Genomic DNA, 17,409 nt, shown 5'->3' on the forward strand with positions numbered 1-17,409 from the left:
CGATAAAGTTGAATAGATTTGAGTTGTTCATTGATTTCAGCGGGTCGCCCCTACAGAATTTTGGGCTTAAAATTCCGTAATCGTAATGCATTTGTGACCACAGAAATTGAACTCAGTGCCATGGCTCCCCCGGCGATAATAGGATTCAACAATACACCAAATAATGGATAAAGAATTCCCGCCGCAATCGGAATCCCTGCGGTGTTATAAACAAAAGCAAAAAACAGATTTTGGCGAATATTTTGCATCGTGGCTTGGCTGAGTTGAATCGCCGTAACCACCCCGTTTAAATCCCCAGAAATCAACGTAATATCACTAGCCGCCATAGCCACATCCGTACCCGTACCAATAGCAATTCCCACATCCGCTTGGGCTAAGGCTGGGGCGTCATTAATGCCATCGCCTACCATAGCAACAATACGATTTGAATGTTGATTGTTGATAGTGTAGGGGCGGGTTTTACCGATAAGGTTTAGGAAAAAACCACTAATTTTACTAAACCCGCCCTGGCTATTTGTTGATTGTGGAGTCTTCTTAATCGCTTGACTTTGTAGGGAACGGATGACATCCGATTTCTGATCGGGGCGCACTTCGGCAAAGACGTGCTGGATACCAATTTCTCGTGCGATCGCGTCTGCTGTTTGTTGATTATCCCCTGTTAACATCACTACTTGCAACCCCAGGCGTTGCAGTTTCTTTACCGCCTCGACGGAGGAGGGTTTTAAGGCGTCAGCAATACCGACTAATCCCTCCATCTTACCATCCACAGCAATCCAAGCCGTTGTTTTTGTCGCCGCTTCCCAGGTTTGTTTCTGGGATTGTAGGGATTGAGTATCAATTTCTAATGCATCCATCCAGCGTTGAGTACCAATTTGGATGAGGTGATTCTCCACTTCACCTTGTACGCCCATTCCGGCTACGGCTTCAAAGTTTTGTACGTCGGGTAAGGGGAATTCTACGCCCTGTAATTTGGCATAATCAACAATGGCTTCAGCTAAGGGATGTTCTGAAAGCCGTTCTACAGCGGCGGCTAATCGGAGCAGTTTAATTTCATTACGATTAGCTGTTCCTTTGACAGTAACATAGTTAGTTACGCTGGGTTTTCCTTCGGTAATCGTTCCGGTTTTATCCAGAACAATTGCCTGAAGTTTATGAGCGAGTTCTAAACTGTCTCCCCCTTTAATTAAAATCCCGTTTTCTGCGCCCAAGCCAGTGCCAACCATAATCGATGTCGGGGTAGCTAATCCTAAGGCACAGGGACAAGCGATAATTAAAACCCCAACCGTTGTAATCGTGGCAAGGGTAACATTACCCATGACATTAAACCAGATCAAAAAGGTCGCGATCGCAACCGCAATTACAACGGGTACAAACCAGCCTGTGACTTGATCCGCGAGTTTCTGAATTGGGGCTTTTGACCCTTGCGCCTCTTGCACTAATTTGACAATTTGCGCCAATACCGTATCTTTTCCCACTCGTGAGGCGCGGAATTTAAAACTCCCGGTTTTATTAATCGTAGCGCCAATCACTTCATCGCCAGCTTGTTTTTTTACCGGGATAGGTTCACCCGTAACCATGGATTCATCAATCGTGGATGCACCATCAACCACTTCTCCATCCACAGGAATCTTTTCCCCAGGGCGCACAACAATAATATCATCGACGATTACCTGTTCAATGGGAATATCAACCTCTTCTCCTTTCCGAATTACCCGCGCGGTTTTTGCCTGTAATCCCATTAACTTACGAATCGCTTCTGAGGTTTGACCCTTTGCCCGATTTTCCAACAGTCGCCCTAATAAAATGAGGGTAATAATCACGGCGGCGGGTTCATAATAGATATCTGGGGACAAGCCTTGGGCGATTAAAAAGCCAGGAAAAAGGGTAACAAATAGAGAATATAAATAAGCCGAACCTGTCCCCAGCGCCACCAGTGTATTCATATCCGCGCCATGGCGTTTAAAGGCTTTCCATGCGCCGACAAAGAAGGATTGACCACACCAAAATAGTACAGGTGTACTTAAAACCAGTTGCACCCAGGCATTATGCAGCCAGGAGGGAAAATAGGGAATGTGTAATCCTGTCATCGCCGGAAGTGAACCAACCACGAGGAGGAGACTGATAACGCCGCCGACGATAACTTTACGTTTGAGATCCCGTTGATGGGCTTCTCGTGCTTCTTTTTCGGCGTCGGTGTCTTCACCCATTCGGGTGGTATCTAAGGGATGCGCCCCATATCCCGCATCGGCGACGGCTTTTTGGATGGTGTCTAAGGTTGTCGCTTTGGGATTATAGGTTACAGTTCCTTGTTCCATGGCAAAGTTAACATTACAGTCAACAACGCCAGAAACGTTTTTGATGGCTTGTTCAATGGTGGCGGCGCAAGAGGCGCAACCCATTCCTTGTAGTCGTAGATGGCTGGTTTCCATGGTTGACTCCTGGAGATCTGCAATTTGGGGCGTTTGGGGTGCAGGGGTGCAAAGGGGCGATAGCAGGTTTTAAGGTCTTAAGGGTGTTATAGATATAGGATAAAGTCTCCAGTAGACTGGAGAGTCAAGAGCTAATTAGTATCGTTGCTGATCTGGTGGGGTAGGATGGTTGTACTGCAACCTGTGTCGATAAGGGAGATGGGTTGAGTATGAAGGATGATCAGGTCGATGTTTTGGGATGAAATCCGAGAGGGGGTAGGTGTTTTTTTGGGCGAGTCTTATTTTCGGGCTGTATTCCTTGTCTGATCTAGGTTTGAGGAAATTTGCCTCAGGGTGAGGTTCTCGGAAATCTTGAAACGTTTACTGGGAGTGGATTTGGGAGTTTTTTTTTGAGATGCCTCTTGTCTAGCGAAGTCTGAAATGATATCTTTAATGGAGTCTCTCGGAATTTTACCTTGAAAACTAAATACAGCAAGCGTTTCAGAGGTCGGCAGTCTAAATTCCCCTGAATCCCTATCAGGGATTGAAACGACGGTATTCCTTCTCAGTAATAGTACCAGCGTCTAACGTCTAAATTCCCCTGAATCCCTATCAGGGATTGAAACCAAAATAAAAGCATTGGTATGGCGCGAACTTCCGGTCTAAATTCCCCTGATACCAAGTTGCGTTCTATCATGTCATTCTGAGCGAAGCGAAGAATCTGGACAGATGCTTCGCGTCATTCCCTTTCACTGCATTCTGCTCAGCATGACAGATTCTACCTTGGAGCAAGAAGGAAGCGGTATTCTAGGGTATTTTGGAAACCTATTTATATGATGGTTCCCCTTCTCCCTTGATGGGAGAAGGGGTTAGGGGATGAGGGTGAAACGCTTCCCCTGTATTAGTTTCACCTTAAGTTGACACGGGCACGGCAATGCCGTGCCCCTACAATTATTGGAATGTTGGAATTTCCGTGAATCCCGATGAGGGATTAAAATTAGCGCCGGGAATGCGATCGCGTCTGAAACCAGATAATAATTCCCATAATCAGCAGCATAAGAGAAATAGTACACTCATTAAGAACCTCAAACAAACCCTGGCGAATGGAATTTGTGAAACCCGCGCAGGCGGGTTTAGTTTGTGTAGCTGCGGTTTGAACCGCCCTTCTCTTTCAAATTCCTCTAACTTCTCGCCTTAAGCAATAGCTTGACAATATCTGAAATAATATCCTGCGGTTTTTCATGCTCAGGTAAAGAAACCCTAATTTCTAACGTTCCTTGGCTGTAAGCAAGTCTTGCTGGACGTTTTTCTCCTAACTCTGCCAAAATAGACTCAAATTCCTGCCAGTTGACATTAGGAATTGTCACAGCACTGCCGGGTGCTAGTTGCATCTGGCTAACGGGTTTAACAATTGGGGAAAGAGCCGTCATACTATCAAAAAATTACAAATTCAGTAGAGACGCTCTACTAGAACGTTTCTACTGAAGTCAAAAAAGCCGTTATTAACTCACTAATTTTACCATTTGTTGAGCAGTTTGTAGCCAATTCGTTTAGACAAGCGCCTTAGCTACTATTCTCCAAACAAACTCTTAATCGCATCTCCCAAATTTTCAGCAGCATCTTCTAGCTCCGAACCGGCATCTTCGGCGCGATTTTTAACCATACCTGTATCTTGTTCCGCCCGCCCTTGGACTTGTTTGGCTGCACCTTTAATATCTTCCTTAGCTTTGCCCATATTTCGTTCTACCGTGCCAATATCTTCTTTGGCTTTCCCTTGAATTTGGTCGCTGGTTCCCGAACCAAATACTTTATCAACGGGGTTACTATCAGCAATGATAAATTGTGTCGTTTTCACGGTTAAAGCCTGGGCTGTAGGCATGGGATTAAATAAGGTGCCTGTCCAAGTCAATGCCACTAATGCCATCGACAAAAGAACTGACAGTACCTTTTTAGCCCGGTATTGTTGAGAATTTCCCGAAACTTGATTAGTTATCCTGAACATACTTAATTGAGAATTTAGAACTTGAACTCTCGAATGATAACCCATTCAACCCTGTTCAGGATTCATCCCTTAGATAGACATTTTGATTATTTGACCTGATTTCGCAACCAAGTCAACCAGGTTTCTAATCCTGCACCTGTTTTCGCCGAAAGCCGAATAATCGTAACCTGGGGATTAATTTGACGCACGTTAGATTCCAGACGGTTGAGATCAATATCCAGGTAAGGGGCTAAGTCAATTTTGCTAATTAATAAGCAGTCTGCTTCTTGAAACATGATTGGATATTTCAATGGTTTATCCTCTCCCTCGGTGACACTTATCAGTGCAACCTTGCCATGTTCTCCCACTTCAAATTCAGCCGGACAAACCAGATTACCGACATTCTCGACAAAAACGAGATCAAATTCCGCTGGATTGTAGTCTGCTGCTAAACTGTGAAGTCCTCCTGATACCATCTTTGAGTCAAGATGACAGGAACGCCCGGTATTAATCGCAATCACAGGAACACCGTATTGACGCAGCCGTTCGGCGTCTAATTCAGTTGTCATATCCCCTTCAATTACTGCCATTTTTAAGTCAGGATTCAGGGCGGCTAAAGTACGCTCTAACAGCACGGTTTTTCCCGCACCGGGGCTACTCATGATATTTAGACAGGTAATTCCCCACTGATCAAAATGGGCGCGATTGTGATTTGCTCCCGCTTGGTTAGCGTGGAGTAAGTTAATTTCTAAAGCAGCTTCAACGGTTTGGTGCATTATTAGATAGATAGCTTAAATTTCAACACAAGATTGAGTATATTCAATCCGATCAATTTTCAGTTCTCGTCCCGAACGAATATCCTCCATCGGAGATTGACAACTAGGACAAGAATAGTGCAATCCGATTTCGGGTTTGTATTCCTCTTGACAGGCGTGACAGAAGGCGACCAAAGGCGTCTCGTGAATGGCTAATTTTACCCCCTCTAAAAAACCCTTTTGAGTCTGTGCCGCAAACGCAAATTGCAAACTAGCCGGTTCCACACAAGTGAATTGCCCCACTGTTAGATGAATCGTATCAATTTGCGGACGAGAGGGTTGTTCCTCCCACCATTGGCGGACTGTCAAAATTAACGCTTTGGTCATATCGGTTTCATGCACGCTTTATCCCTCCGCCAATTTTCTCAATTTCTGCCATTTTCTACTTAAATGAATTAAACCCATTCCACCATTTCAGCTTGATAATTCATGTGAATGTAATCAGGCTTCTCCTGGCGAGGAAGCTGACCCGATACGACTAAATGACCCATCGTATCACAAATCACCCTGGTTGCCATGAGCGAGGTCATATCACTAATATCATAGGGTGGTGAAACTTCGACCACTTCTAACCCACAAACCGGAACATTTTGGACAATTTTCTTGAGCAGATAGAGGGCTTCACGGGGCAGTAACCCACCAGGTTCGGGCCACCCGGTTCCGGGAACAAATCCAGCATCAATACAATCAATATCAAAACTAATCCAGACACAATCTGTCCCATCAGTGGCTCGTTTTATCGCAAAATCGGCTGCTGCATCTAATCCCATTTCTGTAATATCAGTAACAGTGAGAATATTCGTCGCCCGTTCTCGACAAACTTTAACCCCTTGACGCGGTACTTGCCAGCCACCAATTCCCAGTTGGACTAGGTTTTTAGCCGGAGCATTTTTGATATTAGTGGCGTGAAACCAGGGACAGGTATGCATCCGTTCATCGAGATCGGTTTCTTGGGTATCGACATGGCGATCAAAGTGAATAATGCCCACTTTTTTATCCCCCAGATGCCGACAAATTCCCCGCACTGTGGCAAATCCAATGGAATGATCGCCGCCTAAAATAATTGGGAATGAACCGGAACTAAAAACGTGAGCAATTCCCTTGGAGATTTGATCAAAGGACTTTTCATTATTCGCCGGGATGGTAAAAATATCGCCCACATCACAGAGGGTAATTTGTTCGCGTAAATCAACGCCTAATTCAAAATTATAAGGCGTATACAAGGCACTAATCCGACGAATCCCTTGGGGACCAAACCGCGTACCCGGGCGATAAGTTGTACCGGAATCATGGGGAACCCCGATAATCGCTACGTCATAATTGCCAACTTGACGTACATCTTCTAAATAGGGCGCTTTCATAAAGGTATTAATCCCAGCATAGTGGGGCAATTCACCTCGCGAAAACGTAGGAATCGTGCGATCGCGGATACTTTCAGCGGCTTCTAAACCGTAGTCTAACCCTTGGTTGACTTCTTGTTGCCAGCCAGTTAAAGGAAGCTGTTGTTCTCGTTCTAAAGCACGTTGAGCTTCGCTGGGGTATCCATTGGGGTTGTTATTCGGGCGTTGAAATGGAAATGACTCACTCATAAATTTCTCCAGATTAATGTCACCAAAAAACAGGAAAAATACCCAGAAGTGTGGCGACTCTTGCCTTCGCCAACATCTCCCGGGCTTTTCTCCCGCCGTGGGGCTACTGATTTAGTAATCCGTGAGGATTGATAAAATCTTTTTTGGGTAGCCTGCTTCTCTTGGACCAGTCATTTCAGCGGTTGAATCCGAAATCGGAACCCTAGAAGCTAATTCTATTTCGCTTTCTTTATAATTACTATTCTCTGATAGTAACAAAATGTATGAAAAGTTACAAAAATCCATTTAAATTGGCTTGGGTAAGCGAATCGTAAACTGGCTACCCTTGGGTGACGTACCCAGTGCTGCGCTTCCTGACAGGGTGGGGCTTCCGGCGTTTTTCACGTTTATCGGTTCCATGGGAAATATTCCTTTGGCTTCGGTTCTCTATAGCAATGGGGTGAGTTTTGCTGGGGTAATCGCGTTTATTTTTAGTGATTTAGTTGTGTTCCCGGTGATTCGGATTAATGCCAAATACTATGGCTGGAAAATGGCATTCTATATCCTGGGTGTCTTTTTAGCGGCGTTGGTGGCGACAGCGATTGTTATGCACTATGGCTTTTCCCTATTCGGGCTTTTGCCAGAAAGCACTGGGCAGAGTCAAGCTGAGACACAACGTTTTGCCATTGACTATACCTTCTGGCTGAATCTTGCCTTTCTCGCTGTCACCGGGGTTCTGGCTTGGCTGCGCTGGGGTGGCAAAAAAGAACACAAAGGTGGAATGCATCACGGCGGTGGTAAGAAAAGTATCATTGAGCGGGTGCTGTTTTGGCTGGCGATTGTCTCCTATATCTGGTTAGCTGGGGGTTTGATTGCTGCTGTTATTAAGTAGAGGTTAGGTTGAATGTCACTGACTTAAGCTGGGTTCGTAGTAGGCACTTTAGTGCCATAAGCGCTGAAGCGCTTACTACAAACTCTAAACTGAAGTTCCCCCCATACAGATGTACTGCACCCAGGCTAAAGCCTTATACCGTAATGGTTTGAACGCTCAAGACCCTCAAAAAACGTACCCATGTAGCACTTGCAAAAATACCGCGTTGGCGGAGCCTGTTCCGAAGGAACGTATCGCGGTATTTTCGCAATATGACAAGAGATCGGTTGAAACCCACGCTACATCAAGGTTTCAGCGATTGTACATAAGTAGGGCGGCTAAAAAATCGCGGAAACCCAGCAAAATATATCTAGGGCTAAAGCCCTTACTACAAAACCAAGCTAATCTATCAAATTAAATGTGCCACGCCACTACACTGATCAACGCTTTAACTCTAAGAATGTCACTTCCCAAACCAATCGAGGTTGAGCATAGCCAAGTAAGTAGGTTCGGGCTTGTTCTAATTGGTGAATGATTTGGGTATGGGGTTGGTGTTGCCAATACTGATGCTGTAAATAATCCACTAACCACAATTGGGCTTGGGGATCAAGGGTTTTATCAATTTCCTTAGCCAGTTCTAGCGCCATACGGGATGAGTTGGGCAATTGGTTCAACTTTGCCAGTAATTCTGGGGGAATGGCTTGCAGTTGTTCAAACGCCGCGATCGCTTCTCCGGGACTCCCTTGGGCAATGGCTAATATCGAGGGTTCTTGGAGAATCTGCTGATAACCCGTTTGCTGTAGTACCTGTGCCATGTCGTCTTGTGCCAATCGGGAAAAGGGAATGCGTTGACAACGTGATACTAAGGTGGGTAATAAGGCATCGGGACTGGGCGCGATTAAAATTAATGTGGCGTTTCCAGGTTCTTCTAGCGTTTTGAGCAAGCCATTGGCGGCTGATTCTGCCATGGTTTCCGTCTGTTCTAGCACCACAATTTGGCGGGAGGCTTCTAGGGGAGAACGTCCTAAAAATTGGCTAATTTCGCGAATTTGTTCCAAGCGGATTTGCGGGGGGGCTTTGCGCTTGAGTCCTTTTTCTGCGGCTTCTTTGGCGGATAAGCGAATGCCATTGTGTAGGTAGGTGGGTTCAACCCAGAGGAGATCCGGGTGGTTCCCCTGTTGGAGGCGTTTCTGGACTAAGGGTTGTTTCTGGGGTGGAATATCTTGACAAAATAACTGTTCAATGAACCACCGGGCGACTAGACCCCGCCCGACTCCAGGAGAACCGACAAATAGATAAGCTGGGGCGATGCGGTTGGCTGTCATTGCCCCTTCTAAGAGTGCGATCGCTTGTTTTTGTCCGATTATTGTCATTGGTCTTATGTCTTATGTCTTATGTCATTTTTCCATGACATCGTGTATTTAAATCCGTTGACGTAACACCGCCTGAATATCTCGTTGTACGGCTTCAGGGCTTTGATTGGCGTCAATCCGGACAATTCGCTGGGGATGCTGGGAGGCTAATTGGGCAAAACCCTGCTGTACTCGTTGGTGAAAGGTTAACTCTGCTTGTTCCATGCGATCGGCGACGCCCCGTTCTCTGGCTCGCTGTAAGCCTATTGTGACATCGACATCTAACCACAAGGTTAAATCGCTTTCTAGCCCTCCTGTGGCGATGTGGTTGATTTGCTCAATTAGGGCTAGGTCAATCCCTCGTCCATACCCCTGATAGGCAATTGTTGAATCCGTGTAGCGATCGCACAAAATAATTGCCCCGGCGTCAAGCTGAGGCTGTAACAATTCTTCAACATGCTGCGATCGGTCAGCAGCGTAGAGGAGGAGTTCGGTGCGGTGTTGTAGGGATGAGGACTGTTCTTGGAGTAAGAGTTGACGTAATTTTATGCCTAAGGCGGTTCCTCCGGGTTCGCGGGTGATGATCACAGGTGGGGGGTTGCCGCTATTGCCCAGCATGTCGAGTATGCCACTGCTGAGGAACCAATCGCGCGATCGCTGAATTTGGGTGGTTTTACCACTGCCTTCGACTCCCTCAAACACAATCAGCATTTCCCCTTATCCACGCCTCATCTGATTACATCTCTCCCCATTGTCACCCAAAATCATGTCCTCAAATAAAGTGAAAGATGGGCAGATGTTTGTCCCGATGGAATCTACCGTCAAGAGTATGTATACTTTATTGGTATACCTATCCAGCCAAAGACCACAGCTAGGTAGGTGACTTTAGATAGCCGCCGTAGGAGCTTGGTAACCAAGCCCGTACAGGTGGTGTTAGCCTGTGGACTGGTTAACACTGAGCGTAGTCGAGGTGTTCAGTGCTGTCACAGCCAGAGTGAAGCAGGAAGTAAGTACCTCCAGATGCCCACTTGTGGGTTGCTTTGGATAGATCTTATGTAATGATCTAGCTATCTGACGCCAAGGGTTAAATATGGCTCGCTACACTTGTTCATTTACGGTTGCAGTTTCTCCCGATCACCTTCAGCCATCGTTGATTGAGGTTTTACAATCCTGCGATTTCGACATTATTTATGATACGGGAGACTATATCATGGCACGGGAGATCCCCGGTCATGTTGCCTTTGCCAAACTCGTGACAGTGGAAGTCTTGATTGACAAATCGATGGCTACCGATCAGGAAATTCGCATGAATTTCGTGATCAAAAATGAAGAGTTGCCCTTACAGGTAGACAACCACTGTCACGATAAGTTTTATGAAGTTCAAGAGGCGGTTGCCCAAAACCGCCATTGGCAACTCTTAGAAAGTGTTGCTGGTTGACATCCTCTGGTTTTGTTTCAATCCTCTGGTTTCAATCCTCTGGATTTCCCTGATCATAGTTGGGCTAATAATCAGGGTGTCCAGTCATCTGGATCTCCCCCCATCATATTTGGGCTAATCAGGGTGATATCAAACTCATCGGGAGGTCCAGTGGGAACAGAGTCTCGCTTGAGTATGTAATATTTGGCACTAACTTGAGGACCGAAGACGACTTCGTCCTCATCTTCAAGATCGTGGGCTTGAAGTTTACGACCGTTAATTACGAGTCCGTTGGCGCTGGCTTTACCTTTGAGGTTACCATCGACAATGCGGTAGTAGAGACTGCCGTCCTCTCGTTCTCGCCGCACTAAGGTGGCGTGTCGGCGAGATACAAATTGTGAGAACAAACGAATATCCACATCCGGATCTCTGCCTATAGAATAGACGGGTTCCTCCAAGGTATATTCCTTGCGTCCTTTTTCGTCTTCAATAATTAACAGATGGTTTTGATTGGATTTTGCAGGCATTGAACATCGAAAAATAGGGATAGAGAGTGCAGTTAATTCACTGTCGCTGTGTCTATGCTTTCTTACATTAGCAAACTGCTTAATAATCTTTCCTTAACGTATCAAGAAGAAATGACCGAATTGCCGACCTTCAACTTGGTCTTCCCCCCATTCAATCATCATAAGCATTAATGCAGATCATGGCATAGACTCTAATGTTACAATTTTGTGACATTTTTTTACACTGACCCTCCTGGAGAGCCTGTAGGCTTCCTTTGGGGTTCTGCTAATTGGCAGTGCTTCCGGCTTTTATCATGAGGACTATGTAATAACTCCTCTCTGGTGATCTTAATAGCTGCGTTACACTCCCGGTTTAGAAGATCCCACAAGTAGGCTGTAAATTCGTACCGATAAAACTTTCTCAATTTGGCTATCATGTTCACCCTACTTTCCCGCTGGATACCGGACTTTGTCCTGCTCCGCAGAAAGTCCATGCTTAACATGGGCGGGGAGGAAAGCGGGTGATAACCTAAGATTTACCAGCCTTCGCCGCTTGGTAAGCGAGACTTGAAAAGAATCATCCAGACACCACCATTACTTTGTATTCTACTACATACTACATAAAGGTTAGGACCCATTGAACGAACGGGTGTGAATTTTCCCAGTCTTGCCTGATGATGCGGGATAAAGGATGAGTATTTTACCAAGACCCCAAACCCCACACTCTACACCCCGTTGTCAGAGTTCCAACCTCGACGCAATAGCAGAGAGTTGCTAACTACAGTCACTGAACTAAATGCCATCAGTGCGCCAGCTACAGCCGGATTGAGAGCGATACCAAATCCGGGTAGCAGTACACCAGCCGCTACGGGAATACCCAACGTGTTATATCCCAACGCCCAGAAGAGATTTTGGCGAATTTTGTTAAAGGTAGCGCGAGACAGTTGAATCGCCTGGACAATATCCAGCAAGCCGCCAGCTTGAGGACTGTTAGCGCTTGGTTGCATAAGAATAATCCCCGCCGTTTCCCGGGCAACATCTGTGCCAGCTTGCAGGGCGATACCAACATCAGCTTGGGCTAAGGCTGGACCATCGTTAATTCCATCTCCAACCATGGCGATGCAGTTTCCCTGGGTTTGCAGTTGGGCGATCGCGGCGGCTTTGCCATCGGGACGGATACCTGCCATAACGTTGGCTGGATCAATGGCAAGGTGTTGCGCCACTTTCACGGCGGCATTGGGTTGATCTCCGGTTAGCAGCATCACCCGCAGTCCCATCGCCTGTAGCTGTTCTACGGTGGTTTTGGCATCGGGTTTGGGTAAATCGGTTAGGGCAATGAGTCCAGCCAATTCTCCATCTACGGCTAAATACACCACGGTTTTCCCGACAGCCGCTAAGGTTTGGGCTTGGGCTTGGGTGGTATCACTAATAGTCACGCCTTGCTGACGTAACCAATCTTCATTCCCCAGTAATACCGATTGATTGTCCACTAGGGCAGATATTCCTAGTCCGGCTTCGGTATAAAAATCCTTAGCGGCTAATAGAGGTAACTCTTGTTGTGCTGCTGCTGTACAAATCGCTTCTCCGAGGGGATGAGTTGTGCCTCTTTCGGCTGCGGCGGCAAGTTGAAGGAGTTTTGAGTTACCAGATATGCCATTATTCGTCTGTAGGGGCGGGTTTAGGAAATTCGCGCCAGCTATTGAGGATAAGCTTTGTTCAAAACCCGCCCTGACCGAGCTTTCACTGTACACCTCGGCTCCTGTACCCCCCGTCTCCCCATCTTCCTCTGCCCATTCTCCAACAAACAGACAATCGGTTACGGTGGGTTTTCCTTGGGTGAGAGTGCCTGTTTTGTCAAAGACGATGGTATCGAGTTGATGGACTCGTTCTAAGATGTCACCTCCCTTAATCAGTAAGCCCCGTTCTGCCCCTAAGCTGGTGCCGACTAGAATCGCTGTCGGGGTTGCCAATCCCAAGGCACAGGGACAGGCAATCACTAATACCGCGATCGCTAATTTTAAGCTCAATAGTAAGGGTGAGGTTGAATCACCGATCAGGGAGTCTCCTTCCCCTAAAACCTGAGTCCAGATTTTTGTCCCCACCAGCTCCCAAAATAGAAAGGTGAAGGTGGCGATTGTCAATACCCCATACGTAAAATACCCGGCGACTTTATCGGCTAAATTCTGCACCGGTGCTTTCCGGGTTTGCGCCTCTTCCACCAGGGCGACAATTTGCGCTAATGTGGTTTCCTGTCCAATGCGTGTGGCTTGAATGGCGATCGCACCGGATTGATTTAAGGTGCCAGCCGTAACCGGATCACCAGGTTGCTTGAGAACAGGTAAGGGTTCCCCCGTCAACATTGACTCATCCACCGACGACTGACCCGTCACCACTTCCCCATCAACGGGTATTTTTTCTCCCGGCAAAACCCGCAACCACTCGCCCACGCGAACTTGTTCGACAGGAATCTCGATCCCCAGTTCTGTGGCTGTGGGGGTGGATTTACCAATTAACCGGGCTACCTTGGGTTTCAGTGCCAATAATGATTCATAAGCCGCTGATGCCTGACGCCTTGCCCGTTGTTCCAAGGTACGTCCTAGCAGGATAAAGCCAAGTAACATCACGGGTTCATCAAAGAAGCATTCCCAGCCCAATTGAGGAAACAATAATGCGGCACAGCTCGCCCCATAAGCCGCCAAGGTTCCCAATCCTACCAAGGTATTCATATTCGGGGTTTGATGCCGCAATCCCCGCCAGCCATCGCTGATAATTGGACGCCCAGGTCCTAGCAGGGCTAAGGTTGCCAATCCCCAGTGAAACCAGATGGTGCTAAACACGGGTAACATGGGTCCATTAAACCAATGACCAATATGTCCAATGGTCGAGAGAATAACTAGGACACTAGCAATTATTAATTGCTGCAGTTGTTCCCTTGCCTCTTGTTCATGGCGTTGAGTCGGGGTGAGGCGTTCTTCTGAGGTTTCCCCGGCTTGGGAGTAACGGGGTTGGGAGGGAAACCCGGTTGCGGTTAATTTTTCCGCTAGGGTGGCGGGATCAGCCTGACTGACTTCATACTCAACCACAGCCACTTCTGTAACCAAGTTGACCTGGGCGGAAATAACTCCGGGTTGCTGTTTTAGCTGTCGTTCTACCGCACTGACACAGCCTGCACATTTCATTCCCCCAACATCTAGCGTCATTTGCTCAATGGTTGGGGTGGGGATATCGACGGCTTTTTCGGGAGAAATTTGCATAGATGTTTTTAATACCGATAGGCGTTGCGATGCCTGAATGCTGAGTTTTGTTAATACGTCTCTTTAATGATAAGGATTATTTTGCCAATGCGCTCTGCCACTAGCCAATATCATATTTTGATGACAATGCCGATGATCGGTTGGAGGTTTGAGGTGTGTTTTTGATGGGATAGGGAGGCGTTATGTTTTTCCCGATCCGGTGGCAGTTAAATAAGCATTTTCGGATCGCCAAAACCATTGATATTCCGTAGGGTGGGCATTGCCCACCAGAATATGAGGAGCGTGCCATTCGTCTTAAGTCGCCTGCTTAACAGCCAAGCTCTTCTTTTAGTTTGCGCTTCAAGTCATCAGAAATAAATAGTCCACTAATCTCCTTTGTAAGAGCCTCTAAGGTTTCTCCCTTTTCCTGACGATCTTGATATACGCCCACCAGTAAAGCTTCCAGCCCAAACTTAGATAAGGCATCGGTAGCTATACCTATGACTCCAAGGAACATGATGCCTCCAATCATTCCTCCTGGTCCGAGCATTGCTAAGGCGGCTGTGATTGCCGCTGCTCCTGTAAAACCCGTGGTAGCCATTGCAATCAGGAGAATAATTCCTGGGAATCCTAGTGCCGCAATTTTTCTAACAGCTTCGTCCATTTGATTACTCCTTTGTTATAGTTTTCGCTTTCTGGGTCTTTTCACCTCTAAACTAGCTGATTCAGGTGAGTGATTACCTCAGCAATAGCTGCTAAGACTATTGCGCTATTTGGCGGATGCTATATAAGTATTTGTTGCGTTGTCGAAGGCATAAGCCAATTTAGGTTCACAGAATCTTTACTCATATTTATCTCAGCTTTATGGCGTTAACCCTTCTTACAACAGATACTAAATATAGCTTTGATAATGACAAAATGATGAATTATTCCGGCAAATCAAACTAACAATTTAGCACACTAACTACGGAAGACCCGTTCTTTTAAATCACCACACGCGGGAGTCGGTGCTTAAAGCCACAAATGATTTCCCAGGATATTGTGTTTAACGATATCGCCCAGTCATCCGCAGAGATTTGCCTGTCCCCGTCTCGTCCAATTAGGGTGACGATTTCACCAACCTGTAAATCGGGAATATTACTCACATCAAACATCAGTTGATCCATGGTAATCGCCCCAATTTGGGACACCCTTTGACCCCGAATTAATCCGGTCATTTTATTCGAGAGATTCCGGGGAACGCCATCGGCGTAACCGATACCCACTACCGCTAGACGTAGCTGTTTTTGTGTCCTGAATGTATATCCATAACTCACCCCCATCCCCGCCGGTATTGTTTTCACTTGAGTGACCCGCGTTTTGACTTGCATGACGGGTTTTAGGTTGACTTTTGGGTGTAAATGTGGTGCGGGATAGAGTCCATAAATCGCTAATCCGACTCGAACCCAATCGTAATGCAAAGCGGGGTCAGTTAACGTGGCGGCGGAGTTAGCTAAGTGTAAGCAGGGTGGGACGATATTCGCCGCGTGAAGTTGGGCAATAGCCGCTTCAAACCGCTGATGCTGTAGTCTCATCACGGTGGGATCTGGACTATCTGCTGTGGCTAAATGGGAATAGACACTGGCTAGTTTTAAATGGGGTAATCGCTGGACTAATTGCACAAACTCTGTGGCTTGTTGCCAAGACATTCCCAAGCGAGACATCCCAGTATCGATGTTGAGATGAACCGATAAGGGTGTTTGACAACGACTTAGGGTATCCGAAAAAACTAAAGCCTGTTGGGGTGTACAGATAGTGGGTTGTAAATACCAATGCGCGATCGCACGCACTTGTTCGGGGGTATTGGTTGCGCCTAAAATCACGATGGGCGCGTCAATTCCGGCTTCTCGCAGTTGAATACCTTCTTCTACTGTGGCGACACATAATCCATAAGCACCTGTGGCGAGTGCGGTTTGGGCAACCATTGTGGCACCATGTCCGTAGGCGTCTGCTTTCACCACCGCCATGAGTTGGGTTTTGGCAGACAAAAGCTGTTTTAATTGGTTTAGGTTATGGGCAAGTGCCGCGCGATCGATTTCTACCCAAGCGCGTTCCGTTAATCCGCCAGAGACTTCCCATAAGTTGGGCATAAACCCATTGGTGGGGATGAGTTCTTGCATTTTCCTCCACTCCTCTATCACTATTGAGTATTAAACAGGTTTCCGGTGACGTATCGTTTTGAGTTTAATCCTTACCAGCGCCAATTTCGACATCCCCTAACCACTCATCATGGCATCTGGAAAGTACGCGAGGGGATTATCCTGCGTTTGGTGGATGAAAAGGGGCGAGTGGGTTGGGGAGAAATTGCCCCACTTCCTTGGTTTGGTTCTGAAACCTTAGAACAAGCCCTAACCGTTTGTCAGCAGTTCCCGTCTCAGATTACGTCAACCGATATTTTCTCGATTCCGGCTGAATTTCCCGCCTGTCAGTTTGGCTTTGAGTCAGCGTGGGATGGGTTAGTCACAAGTAATGGGGAAGATGAGGGAGAGAGTCGTATTGAAACGGAAAAAACAAGTTCGTTGTTACCCAATTCGTCGCTGAAATACAGTTATCTTTTGCCCACTGGGGAAGCCGCGTTAACCTCTTGGCAGCAAGGTTGGCAACAGGGCGATCGCACGTTTAAATGGAAAATTGGTGTAACCTCTATGGAGTCGGAACTGAGGTGGTTTGAACAATTGGTTCAAATCTTACCTGAATCGGCTCAATTACGCTTAGATGCGAATGGGGGACTTACACAGCATCAAGCTCAACAGTGGTTGCAGGTGGCGGATCAGGTGGGAATTGTCGAGTTTCTGGAACAACCCTTGCCACCAGAGGAATTTGCCGCACTCAGGGCAATCCAAGATCAGTATAAAACAGCGATCGCCCTTGATGAATCCGTTGCTACGTTGAACCAACTCAAAACCTGTTACCAGCAGGGATGGCGAGGAATCTTTGTGATTAAAGCGGCGATCGCCGGATCTCCTACACAACTCCGACAATTTTGTCAAGCCCACGATATCGACGTGGTTTTCTCCTCCGTCTTTGAAAGTGCGATCGCCAGACAAGCGGTTCTCAATTTAGCTGTAGAATTATCTCATCCCCATCGGGCAGTTGGGTTTGGAGTTAATCACTGGTTTGTCTAAGTGGATGTGCATTTCAATTCTGTATTCCCTATTGCCTGTTGCCTATTCTCTATTCCCTTTGAGAAATTTAGAATCAAAATTCAACGGCTCAACA

The 17,409-nt window shown here is 46.8% G+C and carries 15 protein-coding genes, 1 pseudogene and 1 riboswitch; of the genes and pseudogenes, 4 read left to right on the forward strand and 12 right to left on the reverse strand.

The genetic code is table 11. The features are described from left to right. Nucleotides 1-50: 50 nt before the first annotated feature. Nucleotides 51-2,429 carry a heavy metal translocating P-type ATPase gene (locus RH949_RS21565; protein WP_446356022.1) on the reverse strand — a complete coding sequence of 793 codons (2,379 nt, stop codon included), beginning with the start codon at nt 2,427-2,429 and terminating at the stop codon, nt 51-53. 913 nt (nt 2,430-3,342) lie between these two features. On the opposite strand from RH949_RS21565, the gene RH949_RS21570 reads away from it, so the two are divergent. Then, nucleotides 3,343-3,606: a hypothetical protein gene (locus RH949_RS21570; RefSeq protein WP_157453322.1), complete on the forward strand. Its 264-nt coding sequence runs from the start codon at nt 3,343-3,345 to the stop codon at nt 3,604-3,606. On the opposite strand, the pseudogene RH949_RS21575 reads toward RH949_RS21570, so the two are convergent. The 5 genes and pseudogenes from RH949_RS21575 to RH949_RS21595 form a co-directional block, all read right to left on the reverse strand. Then, nucleotides 3,599-3,838, reverse strand: a pseudogene (locus tag RH949_RS21575) (Uma2 family endonuclease); the annotation flags it as partial. The gene RH949_RS21570 and the pseudogene RH949_RS21575 sit on opposite strands and share 8 nt — an antisense overlap. 140 nt (nt 3,839-3,978) lie before the next feature. Continuing rightward, nucleotides 3,979-4,410 carry a CsbD family protein gene (locus RH949_RS21580; RefSeq protein ID WP_446356024.1) on the reverse strand — a complete coding sequence of 144 codons (432 nt, stop codon included), beginning with the start codon at nt 4,408-4,410 and terminating at the stop codon, nt 3,979-3,981. 86 nt (nt 4,411-4,496) lie between these two features. After that, the gene (hypB, locus tag RH949_RS21585; protein WP_006104056.1) at nt 4,497-5,165 is read right to left on the reverse strand and encodes a hydrogenase nickel incorporation protein HypB; all 669 of its coding nucleotides are present in this window, start codon (nt 5,163-5,165) and stop codon (nt 4,497-4,499) included. A gap of 15 nt (nt 5,166-5,180) precedes the next feature. After that, nucleotides 5,181-5,546, reverse strand: a complete 366-nt coding sequence (gene hypA, locus RH949_RS21590; protein WP_446356026.1) for a hydrogenase maturation nickel metallochaperone HypA — start codon at nt 5,544-5,546, stop codon at nt 5,181-5,183. Nucleotides 5,547-5,599: 53 nt separating this feature from the next. Next, nucleotides 5,600-6,793, reverse strand: a complete 1,194-nt coding sequence (locus RH949_RS21595) for an agmatinase family protein (RefSeq protein WP_446356028.1) — start codon at nt 6,791-6,793, stop codon at nt 5,600-5,602. 74 nt (nt 6,794-6,867) lie between these two features. Next, nucleotides 6,868-7,010: riboswitch (guanidine-I (ykkC/yxkD leader) on the reverse strand. Nucleotides 7,011-7,088: 78 nt separating this feature from the next. Between RH949_RS21595 and RH949_RS21600 the strand changes: the two genes are divergently transcribed. After that, a complete protein-coding gene (locus RH949_RS21600; RefSeq protein WP_446356030.1) occupies nt 7,089-7,664 on the forward strand; it encodes a permease in 576 nt (191 codons plus the stop codon). Nucleotides 7,665-8,083: 419 nt separating this feature from the next. Here RH949_RS21600 and holB read toward each other — a convergent pair whose 3' ends face one another. Together holB and tmk are read right to left on the reverse strand one after the other, a co-directional pair. Next, a complete protein-coding gene (gene holB, locus RH949_RS21605) occupies nt 8,084-9,016 on the reverse strand; it encodes a DNA polymerase III subunit delta' (protein WP_446356032.1) in 933 nt (310 codons plus the stop codon). Between the two features lie 48 nt (nt 9,017-9,064). Further along, a complete protein-coding gene (tmk, locus tag RH949_RS21610; RefSeq protein WP_446356034.1) occupies nt 9,065-9,706 on the reverse strand; it encodes a dTMP kinase in 642 nt (213 codons plus the stop codon). Nucleotides 9,707-10,085: 379 nt separating this feature from the next. Between tmk and RH949_RS21615 the strand changes: the two genes are divergently transcribed. Further along, nucleotides 10,086-10,433, forward strand: coding sequence for a hypothetical protein (locus RH949_RS21615; protein ID WP_006104062.1), 348 nt, complete (start codon nt 10,086-10,088; stop codon nt 10,431-10,433). 71 nt (nt 10,434-10,504) lie between these two features. On the opposite strand, the gene RH949_RS21620 is transcribed toward RH949_RS21615, so the two are convergent. From RH949_RS21620 to alr, 4 genes are all read right to left on the reverse strand, one after another. Then, the gene (locus tag RH949_RS21620; protein WP_006103925.1) at nt 10,505-10,939 is read right to left on the reverse strand and encodes an FHA domain-containing protein; all 435 of its coding nucleotides are present in this window, start codon (nt 10,937-10,939) and stop codon (nt 10,505-10,507) included. 704 nt (nt 10,940-11,643) lie between these two features. Beyond that, nucleotides 11,644-14,172 (reverse strand): heavy metal translocating P-type ATPase, encoded by a 2,529-nt coding sequence (locus tag RH949_RS21625; protein ID WP_446356037.1) that lies wholly within the window; start codon nt 14,170-14,172, stop codon nt 11,644-11,646. A gap of 307 nt (nt 14,173-14,479) precedes the next feature. Next, nucleotides 14,480-14,815 carry a hypothetical protein gene (locus RH949_RS21630; RefSeq protein WP_446345811.1) on the reverse strand — a complete coding sequence of 112 codons (336 nt, stop codon included), beginning with the start codon at nt 14,813-14,815 and terminating at the stop codon, nt 14,480-14,482. Nucleotides 14,816-15,134: 319 nt separating this feature from the next. Continuing rightward, nucleotides 15,135-16,280 (reverse strand): alanine racemase, encoded by a 1,146-nt coding sequence (gene alr / locus RH949_RS21635; protein WP_446356055.1) that lies wholly within the window; start codon nt 16,278-16,280, stop codon nt 15,135-15,137. Between the two features lie 75 nt (nt 16,281-16,355). Between alr and RH949_RS21640 the strand changes: the two genes are divergently transcribed. Next, complete coding sequence (locus RH949_RS21640; protein ID WP_446356039.1) at nt 16,356-17,315, forward strand: o-succinylbenzoate synthase; 960 nt, start codon at nt 16,356-16,358, stop codon at nt 17,313-17,315. Nucleotides 17,316-17,409: the final 94 nt, after the last annotated feature.

This window comes from Coleofasciculus sp. A1-SPW-01 (assembly GCF_040217205.1).
GTDB lineage: Bacteria > Cyanobacteriota > Cyanobacteriia > Cyanobacteriales > Coleofasciculaceae > Coleofasciculus > Coleofasciculus chthonoplastes_A.